Source organism: Shigella sp. SIG3 (assembly GCF_053555855.1).
Map to the genome: position 1 here is coordinate 1 of NZ_JBQZXE010000009.1, position 13,069 is coordinate 13,069.

Here is a 13,069-nt window from a genome sequence, read left to right on the forward strand (position 1 = left end):
TTTTGTTGTTAATAAAAAGCTTATAGATTTATAGTTGATAATTAAAACGCATCCGATATTTCAGCTTTTTCTATGCAAGATACAATTTTATAAGGTGTCCATTTTTATATGGAGGCGGTAGCGTGTCTGTTACTAGTGGTTTTATTTGCATAGTGAATATATTGGGATTGTTAAATACATAACTATGTATCCGCTCTGGTCGTTGTAAATATTGCTAATTGCTTAATATTATTAGTGATTATGGCTGGAAAGATAAAGTGTGCTGTAAAGCGGTGATGGGTATTACATTCATGATTAAAAAAACAGAACCTGTCAATAAATAATTCCTTTATTAAAACGGACTATTTACATTATGACGGAATATTATCTCAACGAGGCGGTTTGGAAATACAGAGCCAGTTTCTCCGGGGTAACGAGCAGGTGTACCAGTGTCAGGTGGCATTTGTATTGCCGGGTGAGCGGGTCATGATGGCCTTCACCTACGCCAGAACCACACCGCTGACCCCGGCAGATATGACGCGCTGGGCTGAAATTAAAAAGAATCTGCGCTTCAGGATGCGGCAGGAAGTCAGGACGAATTAATCATACAGGGAACGGGACATGGAAGAGGCATTCTGGGCGGCAAGACAGGGGGATGCCCTGCTGCATACGTCGTTTATGGCAGATGTGCTGGGGGCGGTGCTGGAGGTGGCTGCAAATGTCGTTATTGATGCCCTCATTGTCGGCACAACCTCGTTACTGGCGACGTCAGTGGGGATCACGATGGGGGGCACGGCCGTCGTGCTGACCGGTTTTGTGGCGGGTGTGGCGATGGTGTACACCGGCGTGACAGAAAAGGTCAGCGAAGCCTGTTCAGCCCTCGCAAATATGCTTTTCCCGCCTCAGATTGAAGGTTACATCCTCACCGGCTCTGGTGACACATGGATCAACAGCAAACCTGCCGCGCGGGCAGCGGCGACTGCGGCATCGCGGCAGGACATAGAGGCGCAGGAAGCGCAGGCGAAGGCAGAACAGGAAGAAGCGCAGCGTCAGGAGGATGCCAGAACGTTCCGGGATGTGGCCGGGGAATATCTGGAAATGGCGGGGGCCATAGCCCTGGCGGTTAACCCGGTGACAGGGCCTGTGCTGATGTCCCGGGCTCTGCACGACCAGCTCAGTACGGAAGAAGGGCGTTCTGAAATGGTGGATGGCGTGACACATTTTGTGTCGGAACTATGGCAGCCCACTGTGGCCAGTGCGGCCCCGGGCTCCACCCCGACCCCTGACGATAAAATCGACTGCCATAAACATCCTTCCTCACTGACGCAGTTTCTCGCACAAAAAAAAGCCGCCTTTCTGGATGACCCCCTGGGAACGGCCCTTAACCTGCTGAATCCGGGCGGTATGCTGGAAACCGCCTTTCAGGGAGTGAATGCGGTTATTGGCAGCATCAGTAATCTGTTCAAAGGCGATGACGAGCCGCCCGCAGCGGAATATATCGCGGAAGGCGCGCGGGATGTGCGTATCAACAGCCAGCCGGCGACACGCAGCGGGGCACGCTGTACCTGCGAGGCCAGGGTGGTGAATGAGCCGGGGAACGGGGCGTTTGTGTCACCGGATGTGCGCATTGGCGGTCCGTTACTGGTGGTCAGGGATATCAGAAGCGGCAGGTCGCAGATAACCCTGGTGGCAACCGTGGCGCTGATGTTTCTTCGCCCGGGCAAAATGCTTTCTAAAATCGCCTGTTTTGCTGCCAGTGTCGGGATGAGCATGCTGACGCAGAAGGCCACCAGTGCCCTTCCGCATCCGGTCAATGCCGCCACCGGGGCCAAATACCTGGCCGATGACGATGACTTCGATTTCAGTCTGCCGGGCCACTTTCCGCTGGACTGGCAGCGCGTGTACAGCAGTCGTGACGAACGTACGGAAGGAATGTTTGGTCAGGGCTGGAGTGTAATGTATGAAGTCAGCCTCGTGTGCACACCGGGTAGCGCAGACGAAAACTGCATGACCTTTGTGTCGGGCATGGGGCGACGCCTGGATATGGAAGCCGTACTGCCGGGGGGCGGGTTTTACAGCCCCGGTGAAGGGCTGGCGGTAAGGCGTGGTGAGCAGGGGCACTGGCTTATCAGCAGCGATGACGGGCAGTGTTTTCTGTTTGAGGCTGACCCGCACCACCCGCAGCGCCAGCGGCTGAAAATGCTGGGCGACCGTAACAGCAACTGTCTGAATCTGTACTACGACGACCGGGGCCGCATTGTGGAAATCAGCGGCGAACAGCAGCGTCCGTGCATCCGTCTGTATTACGAACTGGCGGCGCATCCCCGGCGGGTGACACAGATTTATCAGCATTTCCCTGAGACTGCACCTTTACTGCTGCGTCGTTACAGCTATGACGAGGCCGGCCACCTGAACGGCGTGTACGACAGCACGGGGCACCTGCTGCGTGAGTTTGCTTACGACGAAAACCACTGCATGACGCTGCACCGCCAGCCGGGCGGCGAAGGGTATTATTACCAGTGGGGCTGGTATGAAGGTCCGGATGACGCGGCATGGCGGGTGACGGGGCACCACACGGACAGCGGTGAACAGTACCGGCTGGCGTGGGACCTGGCGCAGCGCAGGCTGTGCGTGACGGACGGACTGGGGCGCACACGTTATCACCAGTGGGATGCGCAGAATCAGGTGACGGCGTACCAGGACGAAGCCGGACAGGTGACGACATTCCGCTGGAGCGACGAAGAACGACTGTTGCTGGGGATGACCGACCCTCAGGGCGGCAAATGGCGCTATGTGTATGACCTGCAGGGGCATATCACGGAGACGCACGACCCGCTGGGGCGGGTGGAGCAGGCGCAGTGGCACCCGGTGTGGCACCAGCCGGAAACGGAGGTGGACGCGGCGGGAAACACCTGGCGCTGTGTGTACGATGAACGCGGCAACCTTCTTGCCGTGACCGACCCGCTGCAGCAGAACACCCGGTATCAGTATGACCACCACGGCCAGGTGGTGCAGATAACAGATGCGCGCGGGGGGAATAAATACCTCCAGTGGAATGAAGACGGGCAGCTCATGCGGCACACGGACTGTTCCGGCTCGCAGACGGCGTGGTTCTACGACGAACGCACGAGGCTTATCAGAATGACGGATGCGCAGAGCCACAGCACGCGCTACGGGTATGACGACAGCGGTCATCTGACGGAGGTGATACTGGCGGACGGCCGCACGGTGAATTACCAGTCAGACGCGGCGGGCAGGCTGGTAAAGTACACCAGCCCGATGGGGAGGATAACGCGCTGGCAGCGGGACGGGCAGGGCCGGGTGCGCAGCCGGACGGACGCGATGGGGCGCAGGACGGCATTCGGGTACGACGCTTACGGGCGTCTGGTCACGCTCACGAACGAGAACGGAGAACGCTACTGGTTCCGCCATGATGTGCTGGACCGTCTGGCGGAGCAGATAAACCCGGACGGCTGCCGCCAGTCGTACCGCTACAACGCGCTGAACGCGGTCACGGAAGTGGTGTTCACCGGGGACCGGGGCGGTGAAATCCGCCACCGGCTGGCGCGTGATGCGGCGGGCCGGCTCACGGCAAAAGAGACAGCCGATGGCCGTACGGAATACGTCCATGATGCGGCAGACCAGCTACTGGAAATCCGTCGCCAGCGGCACGAAACTGACGCGCCGGAAGTTATCCGCTTCAGCTACGACAGACTGGGGCGGATGCTGAGCGAGGAGACGGCGCAGGGCATCCTGACCCACCAGTACGATGAACTGGGCAACCGGACTGCCACCACCTTTCCGGACGGCAGAACGCAGCGCCATCTGTACTACGGCAGCGGCCATCTCCAGCAGATAAATCTGGACCGGGAGGTCATCAGCGAGTTCACGCGCGACCACCTGCACCGTGAAGTGCTCAGAAGCCAGGGGCGACTGAGCACGCGGCAGCTTTACGACCCCGGCGGGCGGCTGAAGCGCAGGGAGACATACAGCGGGATGCGCGGGGTGGTACCGGAGACGTTCACGGACCGGCAGTACAGCTACAGTGGCGAGGATGAACTGCTGAAGACGCGGCACAGCCGGCGGGGGGAAACGGATTACTTCTACGACCCCACGGGGAGCATCACGGCGTGTCGTTCGGAGGATGAGGGGTATCTGGCGAGCTGGCAGTACGACGCGGCGGGAAACCTGCTGGGGAGGCGCGCGGGGGAAAGGGCCACGGCAGAAAACAGCGTGGTGCCGTTCAACCGGCTGATGTCTTACCGTGGTGTGCACTACCGTTATGACGAATTTGGCCGTGCGGTGGAAAAGGAGGGCCGGAGCGGAACGCAGAGTTACCGTTATGATGCGGAACACCGGATGGTGGAAGTGACGACAGCGCGGGGGACATACCGGTATGTGTACGATGCACTGGGGAGGCGGACGGAAAAACAGCACATCAGCCCTGACGGTAAGCCGTACAACCGGACAAAATTTTTATGGGACGGAATGCGGCTGGCGCAGGAGAGCAGGCCGGAGGGAACAGGCAGCCTGTACATCTACAGGGACCAGGGGAGTTATGAACCGCTGGCGCGGGTGGATAAGGCGGGCAAAGAGGGCCCGAACCGGATACTGTATTTTCACACGGATGTGAACGGCGCGCCGGAAGAGATGACGGACAGCGACGGGAAAATCGTGTGGGAGACGGGGTATCAGGTCTGGGGTAACACGATACAGGAGAAGGACCACGGCGGGGTGGAGCAGAACCTGCGCTACCAGGGACAGTACCTCGACAGGGAAACGGGGCTGCACTACAATCTGCACAGGTACTATGATCCGGATGTCGGGCGGTTCATGGTAACTGACCCGATAGGGTTGAGAGGCGGTTTAAATCTCTACAGTTATGCACCTAATCCTCTAAAATATGCTGATCCACTTGGATTAACTCCATGTGCTGTTAGTAACCAAAAAGCGAATCGTTTATTAGATAGTAGTGAAACCAAAGTTACTGTTAGGTCTAGAAGTGACGCTGAACAATTGTTTATGGATAGATATTTAGGTCATAATTATAAAAATATGACAGGTGAGTCAGGCCCCAGCACTAAGAACTTAATGGAATATCTTACTGGAAATAAAACAAAAGCAGGTTCATATCATTGGGATGATATAAAAGATCCTTCTGTAACAAAACCTCCATATAGAGTGTCAGGTCATGGACCAGGAAATCCTGATGGTGATTTACCACATTTACAAGTTCATCAACATGGTGGAAGTGTTAGACATATATTTTTCCCGAGGGAGACATAATAATGAACAATCTCAATACATTATTAAGTGGAAAGGTTTTGCTCAAAGAAATTAGTCCATTAATGCCTGGATATAGAACATGGATTGAAATTTCATTGATCGATGAATTAAAACCATCTTATCCTTTTAGATTAGAGGAATATGCTATGATAGGGCATTCACCTTATGCCAATGAATGTAATAAAGATGAAGCTAAATTTAAACTACGAATATCATCATTTTTAGCTTCTGACATAGATAATGAATACGATCCATCATATGATTATGTTGGAAAATATGAAATTATCGCTTCACTTAATGAGTTAAAAACTAGGTTAAGTACTCTTCATGTAAACTTGGAGCAATTTATAAATTCATCGGAAGATGATGAGTATACATTATAATAAGACAGAATAAAAAGCTAGGAAGGTTTTAAATCTTCCCAGCTTTTTTAATATTTAACTTTCGTTCAGCACACTAAACATCCCATCCCGCATCCCCTTAACTACCTGTTTAACCTGATAAAGTTCCTCCCGCAGTTCCTGCACCTCGTCACTGTCAGCGATGATGGTCAGGCCCCCCTCCGAAATCTTCACCGTGACACCCCGTCCGGTATCAAATCCGGCCTCTTTCAGCCAGTCGCCCTTAAGGTGCAGGCTATAATACCGGGCTATACCGGTTTTGCGGTCCTGGTGGCGGGCTCTGACATAGCCGACTTTATAGCGGCGCTGTGTTTTGGAAATGGTGACTTCTGGCGTAATATCGTGTTCAGCCATGATTAACTACCTTGATTAGTTGCTTGCGGGGAGCGCGCTTTCGTAATCTTGCCCTGCTAGCGGATTAACTTCACAAACATCATTTACCAACGTCTACACTTACTCCTGTATACCGTTCAGGAGCAGTAATGAATCTACAACGATTTGATGACAGCACCCTAATCCGTATCTTCGCCCTTCATGAGTTACATCGACTGAAAGAACATGGCTTAACGCGCGGGGCGCTTCTCGATTATCACAGCCGCTATAAACTCGTCTTTCTGGCCCATTCTCAGCCCGAGTACCGCAAACTTGGCCCGTTTGTGGCTGATATTCATCAGTGGCAAAATCTGGATGATTTTTACAACCAGTACCGCCAACGCGTAATTGTTTTGCTTTCTCATCCCGCCAACCCGCGCGATCACACCAACGTTTTGATGCACGTTCAGGGTTATTTTCGCCCGCATATTGATTCCACAGAACGCCAGCAGCTGGCTGCGCTTATCGACAGTTATCGCCGTGGCGAGCAACCACTTCTTGCGCCGCTGATGCGTATCAAACACTATATGGCGCTTTATCCTGACGCCTGGCTTTCAGGGCAGCGTTATTTCGAACTTTGGCCGCGTGTGATTAACTTGCGCCATTCAGGAGTTTTATGACTACCCATCTGGCCTGGTTTCGCCAGGATTTACGTCTGCACGATAATCTCGCACTGGCTGCCGCCTGCCGCAATTCGTCTGCACGCGTGCTGGCGCTGTATATCGCTACACCACGCCAGTGGGAGACGCATAACATGTCGCCGCGTCAGGCTGAACTTATCAATGCTCAACTGAATGGGCTACAAATCGCGCTGGCGGAAAAAGGTATTCCTTTATTGTTCCGTGAAGTGGATGACTTTGTCGCCAGTGTCGAAATAGTTAAACAGGTGTGCGCGGAAAACAGCGTTACTCATCTTTTTTATAACTATCAGTATGAGGTGAATGAGCGAGCGCGGGATGTGGACGTTGAAAGAGCGCTGCGTAACGTGGTGTGTGAAGGATTTGATGACAGCGTGATCCTGCCGCCGGGGGCGGTGATGACCGGCAATCACGAGATGTACAAAGTCTTTACGCCTTTTAAGAATGCCTGGCTGAAACGGCTGCGGGAAGGGATGCCGGAGTGCGTCGCTGCACCAAAAGTTCGTAGTAGCGGATCGATAAAGCCCGCGCCATCCATTACGCTGAATTATCCTCGTCAGTCTTTCGATACTGCGCATTTCCCGGTGGAAGAAAAAGCGGCGATTGCGCAATTACGCCAGTTTTGCGAGAACGGTGCTGGAGAGTATGAGCAACAACGAGATTTTCCGGCAGTGGAAGGCACCAGCCGTTTGTCCGCCAGCTTGGCAACGGGCGGGTTATCGCCTCGCCAGTGTTTGCATCGCTTGTTGGCGGAACAGCCGCAGGCGCTGGACGGTGGGGCCGGTAGTGTCTGGCTTAGTGAGCTGATCTGGCGCGAGTTCTACCGTCATCTGATGACGTATTACCCCTCGTTGTGTAAACATCGTCCATTTATTGCCTGGACGGATCGTGTGCAGTGGCAAAGCAATCCCGCACATTTACAGGCCTGGCAGAAAGGCAAAACGGGATACCCGATTATTGATGCCGCTATGCGTCAGCTTAACAGCACTGGCTGGATGCATAACCGGCTACGGATGATTACAGCCAGTTTTCTGGTGAAAGATTTGTTGATCGACTGGCGCGAAGGCGAGCGATATTTTATGTCGCAGCTGATTGATGGTGATTTGGCAGCTAATAACGGTGGCTGGCAGTGGGCGGCTTCTACGGGTACTGATGCTGCGCCGTATTTTCGTATTTTCAATCCTATAACTCAGGGCGAGAAATTTGACCGTGAGGGCGAGTTTATTCGTCGATGGTTACCGGAGCTGCGCGATGTACCAGGGAAAGCGGTGCATGAGCCGTGGAAGTGGGCGCAGAAAGCAGGTGTGAAGCTGGATTATCCGCAACCGATAGTCGAGCACAAAGAGGCGAGAGTACAAACGTTGGCAGCGTATGAGACGGCGCGGAAGGGGAAATAACAGACGCGTCAGGCAATCGAGCCCAGATGCCGGATGCGGCGTGAACGCCTAATCCAGCCTACAAATTTGTGCAAATTCAATAAATTGCAGGAAATACGTAGGCCTGATAAGACGCGTCAAGCGTCGCATCAGGCATCGGTGCTGGCCTATTATGACTCCAGCGCCAGCGCGCGGTTTCTGAATTTCAGCGCCTGATACAGCCAAATCATCAGTACCAGTCCTACACACGCCAGTGCGCCCCAGGTAATTTGATCAAATACTTCAATATATGCATTGATGGAGTAGTTGATCGCCCCGGAAGCATCAAACGAAGCCTGCGATGTCTGATCGGCAATCACGCCCGCCAGATAGTTCGCGATCGCGCCAGAAAGCAGCATGTAGATGCCGGTTAATACGCCGGTCACGCCCGGAATTTCAATGCGCGTAATTTGCGACATGGCAACCGGGTCGATAAACAGTTCCGCAAAGCCCATCACCGCGAGGCCTAACACCATCAGTGGCAGAGAAGAGTGACCATACATTGCGGACCAGCGGGCGCTTAAGGTCAGAATGCAGAATCCGGCGCTCATCAGGCCAAGGCCAAGAGCAAATTTTCCCCAGATGCGCACGGTACGATTACCTGCGACGCTTTCTTTAACCACCCACGCCAGGAACACACCGCACAGCATAACTGCGAAGGCATTAATCGACTGGAACATCGCGGTCGGAACGGTATAACCAAACATATCGCGGTTAACGAAGCGGTCGATATAAAGGCTAATCGAGCTACCGCCCTGTTGTGCGAAGGCCCAGAACAACATACTGAATAAGGTGAGCGTCACAATCAGCCCCAGCTCCTTCCGCTGTTTCTGGTTTTCTGCTTTGCGATAAATTTTTGCCAGTACACCCAGGCCAATAATAGTCGCGACAATTAAGGCGTATACCGACCACTCTTTCCAGAACAGCACGGTAATCAGTGCAGGCGTTGCCACCAGCAGAACCAGCAGCCATCCCCAGTTCGGCAGGAGAAAGTTTGTCGCACGCAGTACTTTTTTGTTAACGCCGCGGGTATGAGTGAAATGACGATTGCCACATAAGAAAATGACCAGACCCGCGATCATGCCAACCGCCGCCAGGCCAAAGCCCATCGCCCAGCTGTACTCTTCCTGGGCGTAACCACAGGCGATAGGTGCGATAATAGACCCCACGTTACCCGCCGCATACATCAGCGAGAAACCGCCATCACGACGCGGATCGGTTGGCTCATACAGCTCGCCGAGCAGACAGCTTACGTTAGATTTAAACAGGCCATAGCCGCAGACGATAATCGCCAGGGACAGATAGAGGAATGACGGATGGATCTCACTGGCACCCAGCACCACATGACCGATCGCCATCAACAACGCCCCCAGCATCACCGCCATGCGATTGCCGAGAACTTTATCCGCCAAAAAGCCACCGAGGATTGGCGTGACATACACCAGCGAACAGTAGGCGCTAAATAACTCGTAGGCGTGAGTATCGTTGTATTTTAGTTGATTGGTGAGATAGAGAATCAGCAGGGCACGCATGCCGTAAAAGCTAAAATATTCCCAGATTTGCAGCGCAACGACATAGTAAATAGCGCGCGGTTGTGATGCGTGTTTATTCATAATAATTCCACAATTGACGGCAACGTCACGTAATAGTTGCGCGGCGTGCTTGTGTTTCCTTAAAGTTAAAACTTTGATACAGAACTGATTATTTATGCAATATGCTGTCTGATTGCATAAATATACATTAGCTGAAGCGTGATGATATAAACAATTTGCGTCTTTTGGCGTCGGGTTTGTTTCTTAATATGTCAAAAGATTGGCTATCGACGAACAGGCGAGGTAACGCTATGTTAACGGTGTAGCTATCAGAATACGGAAGGCGCGAAGATGAAAAACACCGAACTGGAACAACTGATTAACGAAAAACTGAACAGCGCGGCGATTAGTGATTACGCGCCGAATGGTTTGCAGGTGGAAGGCAAAGAGACGGTGCAAAAAATTGTTACCGGTGTCACCGCCAGCCAGGCTTTGCTCGATGAGGCAGTGCGTCTGGGCGCGGATGCGGTCATTGTGCATCATGGCTACTTCTGGAAAGGAGAGTCTCCGGTCATTCGCGGAATGAAGCGTAACCGTTTAAAAACGTTGCTGGCGAATGATATCAACCTGTATGGCTGGCATTTGCCGCTTGACGCACATCCTGAGCTGGGCAATAACGCACAGCTGGCGGCGTTACTGGGGATCACGGTCATGGGCGAAATTGAGCCGTTGGTGCCGTGGGGAGAGCTGACCATGCCTGTGCCGGGAATGGAACTAGCCTCCTGGATTGAAGCGCGTCTGGGACGTAAGCCGTTATGGTGTGGCGATACCGGACCTGAGGTGGTCCAGCGCGTCGCCTGGTGCACGGGCGGCGGGCAAAGTTTTATCGATAGCGCCGCGCGTTTTGGCGTGGATGCTTTTATTACTGGCGAAGTTTCTGAACAGACCATTCATTCAGCCCGCGAGCAGGGATTGCATTTTTATGCTGCAGGTCACCATGCCACTGAACGCGGTGGTATTCGCGCATTGAGCGAGTGGCTGAATGAAAATACCGATCTTGATGTGACCTTTATTGATATTCCTAATCCTGCATAACGAATAATCAGAGGGATCGAAAGTGCAACGAGCGCGTTGTTATCTGATAGGTGAAACGGCGGTAGTGCTGGAACTGGAACCGCCGGTGACGCTGGCTAGCCAGAAGCGGATCTGGCGACTGGCGCAGCGTCTGGTGGATATGCCGAATGTGGTTGAAGCCATTCCCGGCATGAACAATATCACGGTGATTTTGCGTAATCCTGAGTCGCTGGCGCTGGATGCCATAGAGCGTTTGCAACGCTGGTGGGAGGAGAGCGAGGCCCTGGAACCTGAGTCTCGCTTTATTGAAATTCCGGTGGTTTACGGTGGTGCAGGCGGACCGGATTTGGCGGTGGTCGCGGCGTATTGCGGGTTGAGCGAAAAACAGGTTGTTGAATTGCACTCCTCCGTGGAATACGTGGTCTGGTTTTTAGGTTTTCAACCGGGCTTCCCGTATCTCGGGAGTTTGCCGGAACAACAACACACGCCACGGCGCGCTGAACCGCGCTTGCTCGTTCCGGCAGGTTCTGTCGGGATCGGCGGGCCGCAGACTGGTGTTTATCCGCTGGCAACGCCGGGTGGCTGGCAGTTGATTGGTCATACCTCACTCAGCCTGTTTGATCCGGCGCGTGACGAACCCATCTTATTACGTCCGGGAGACAGCGTGCGATTTGTACCGCAGAAGGAGGGAATATGCTGAAGATTATTCGTGCGGGCATGTACACCACTGTGCAGGATGGCGGTCGTCACGGTTTTCGCCAGTCGGGTATCAGCCACTGTGGCGCACTGGATATGCCTGCGCTGCGCATTGCTAACCTGCTGGTGGGTAATGACGCCAATGCCCCCGCGCTGGAGATCACGCTCGGTCAGTTAACAGTTGAGTTCGAAACTGATGGGTGGTTTGCCCTGACGGGTGCAGGTTGCGAAGCGCGGTTGGATGATAACGCCGTCTGGACCGGCTGGCGATTGCCGATGAAAGCAGGCCAGCGTTTAACGCTTAAACGCCCGCAGCACGGGATGCGCAGTTATCTGGCGGTCGCGGGTGGTATTGATGTTCCGCCGGTAATGGGGTCATGCAGCACCGATCTCAAAGTGGGGATTGGCGGGCTGGAAGGCCGTTTACTGAAGGATGGTGACCGACTCCCGATTGGCAAATCGAAGCGTGATTTTATGGAAGCGCAGGGCGTTAAACAGCTGCTGTGGGGCAACCGCATTCGCGCCTTGCCGGGGCCGGAATATCATGAGTTCGATCGCGCCTCGCAGGATGCATTCTGGCGTTCGCCCTGGCAGCTTAGCTCGCAAAGTAACCGAATGGGCTATCGTTTACAGGGGCAAATTTTAAAACGCATCACCGATCGCGAACTGTTATCTCACGGTTTGTTACCGGGCGTGGTGCAGGTGCCGCATAACGGGCAGCCGATTGTGTTGATGAACGACGCACAGACCACCGGTGGTTATCCACGTATTGCCTGTATCATTGAGGCTGATATGTACCATCTGGCGCAAATTCCGCTCGGTCAGCCGATTCATTTTGTCCAGTGTTCACTGGAAGAGGCACTGAAAGCGCGGCAAGATCAGCAACGTTATTTTGAACAATTAGCGTGGCGGCTGCACAATGAAAATTGACCTGAACGCCGATCTGGGCGAAGGCTGCGCCAGCGACGCAGAGCTATTAACGCTGGTTTCCTCTGCCAATATTGCTTGTGGATTTCATGCAGGCGATGCGCAAACCATGCAGGCTTGCGTGCGTGAAGCAATAAAAAATGGTGTCGCGATTGGCGCTCACCCGAGTTTTCCCGACAGGGAAAATTTTGGTCGCAGCGCCATGCAGCTGCCGCCGGAAACCGTTTACGCCCAGACGCTGTATCAAATTGGCGCGCTGGCAACGATTGCCCGTGCGCAAGGCGGCGTAATGCGTCATGTCAAACCGCACGGCATGTTGTACAACCAGGCGGCGAAAGAAGCACAACTGGCAGACGCCATCGCCAGAGCGGTATACGCTTGCGATCCGGCATTGGTTCTCGTTGGGCTGGCAGGAAGCGAGCTGATTCGTGCAGGCAAGCAATATGGCCTGACAACGCGCGAGGAAGTGTTTGCCGATCGCGGTTATCAGGCTGACGGCTCGCTGGTGCCGCGAAGTCAGCCAGGCGCGTTGATTGAAAACGAAGAACAGGCGTTGGCGCAAACGCTGGAGATGGTGCAACACGGCAGAGTCAAAAGTATCACCGGCGAATGGGCAACGGTCGCGGCGCAAACGGTCTGCCTGCATGGCGACGGCGAGCACGCTCTGGCGTTCGCCCGCCGATTACGAGCTACATTTGCCAAAAAGGGGATTGTTGTCGCAGCATAACCCCGCTTAATAAAGAATGAAA

General features: G+C 53.9%; 10 protein-coding genes and 1 pseudogene. 9 read left to right on the forward strand and 2 right to left on the reverse strand.

Features of this window, described 5'->3' with window-relative positions; all coding sequences use genetic code 11:
* Nucleotides 1–375: 375 nt before the first annotated feature.
* From ACUU1I_RS03535 to ACUU1I_RS03545, 3 genes and pseudogenes are all read left to right on the forward strand, one after another.
* Nucleotides 376–582, forward strand: a pseudogene (locus ACUU1I_RS03535) (DcrB-related protein); the annotation flags it as partial.
* 18 nt (nt 583–600) lie between these two features.
* Nucleotides 601–5,265, forward strand: a complete 4,665-nt coding sequence (locus ACUU1I_RS03540) for an RHS repeat-associated core domain-containing protein (RefSeq protein ID WP_000390561.1) — start codon at nt 601–603, stop codon at nt 5,263–5,265.
* 2 nt (nt 5,266–5,267) lie between these two features.
* Nucleotides 5,268–5,648 carry a hypothetical protein gene (locus ACUU1I_RS03545; RefSeq protein WP_050544116.1) on the forward strand — a complete coding sequence of 127 codons (381 nt, stop codon included), beginning with the start codon at nt 5,268–5,270 and terminating at the stop codon, nt 5,646–5,648.
* Between the two features lie 54 nt (nt 5,649–5,702).
* Here ACUU1I_RS03545 and ACUU1I_RS03550 read toward each other — a convergent pair whose 3' ends face one another.
* A complete protein-coding gene (locus tag ACUU1I_RS03550; protein WP_000807560.1) occupies nt 5,703–6,020 on the reverse strand; it encodes a SymE family type I addiction module toxin in 318 nt (105 codons plus the stop codon).
* A 128-nt stretch (nt 6,021–6,148) separates the two neighbouring features.
* Between ACUU1I_RS03550 and ACUU1I_RS03555 the strand changes: the two genes are divergently transcribed.
* On the forward strand, nt 6,149–6,658 hold the full coding sequence (locus ACUU1I_RS03555) for a YbgA family protein (RefSeq protein WP_001053303.1): 510 nt from the start codon (nt 6,149–6,151) through the stop codon (nt 6,656–6,658).
* Entirely contained in the window at nt 6,655–8,073 is a 1,419-nt protein-coding gene (phrB, locus tag ACUU1I_RS03560; protein ID WP_000207083.1) for a deoxyribodipyrimidine photo-lyase, read from the forward strand. Before ACUU1I_RS03555 ends, phrB begins: the two co-directional genes overlap by 4 nt.
* 149 nt (nt 8,074–8,222) lie before the next feature.
* Here the strand turns inward: phrB and dtpD are convergent, their stop codons facing one another.
* Nucleotides 8,223–9,704, reverse strand: a complete 1,482-nt coding sequence (gene dtpD / locus ACUU1I_RS03565) for a dipeptide permease DtpD (protein WP_001032706.1) — start codon at nt 9,702–9,704, stop codon at nt 8,223–8,225.
* 270 nt (nt 9,705–9,974) lie between these two features.
* On the opposite strand from dtpD, the gene ybgI reads away from it, so the two are divergent.
* Genes ybgI through pxpA form a run of 4 tightly spaced genes read left to right on the forward strand, consistent with a single transcriptional unit; the run spans nt 9,975 to nt 13,047 of the window.
* Entirely contained in the window at nt 9,975–10,718 is a 744-nt protein-coding gene (ybgI, locus tag ACUU1I_RS03570) for a radiation resistance protein YbgI (protein WP_000798874.1), read from the forward strand.
* 22 nt (nt 10,719–10,740) lie between these two features.
* Nucleotides 10,741–11,397, forward strand: coding sequence for a 5-oxoprolinase subunit PxpB (pxpB, locus tag ACUU1I_RS03575; protein ID WP_001188349.1), 657 nt, complete (start codon nt 10,741–10,743; stop codon nt 11,395–11,397).
* Nucleotides 11,391–12,323, forward strand: a complete 933-nt coding sequence (pxpC, locus tag ACUU1I_RS03580) for a 5-oxoprolinase subunit PxpC (protein WP_000912720.1) — start codon at nt 11,391–11,393, stop codon at nt 12,321–12,323. The genes pxpB and pxpC overlap by 7 nt, the downstream gene beginning before the upstream one ends.
* On the forward strand, nt 12,313–13,047 hold the full coding sequence (pxpA, locus tag ACUU1I_RS03585; protein WP_000687141.1) for a 5-oxoprolinase subunit PxpA: 735 nt from the start codon (nt 12,313–12,315) through the stop codon (nt 13,045–13,047). The genes pxpC and pxpA overlap by 11 nt, the downstream gene beginning before the upstream one ends.
* Nucleotides 13,048–13,069: the final 22 nt, after the last annotated feature.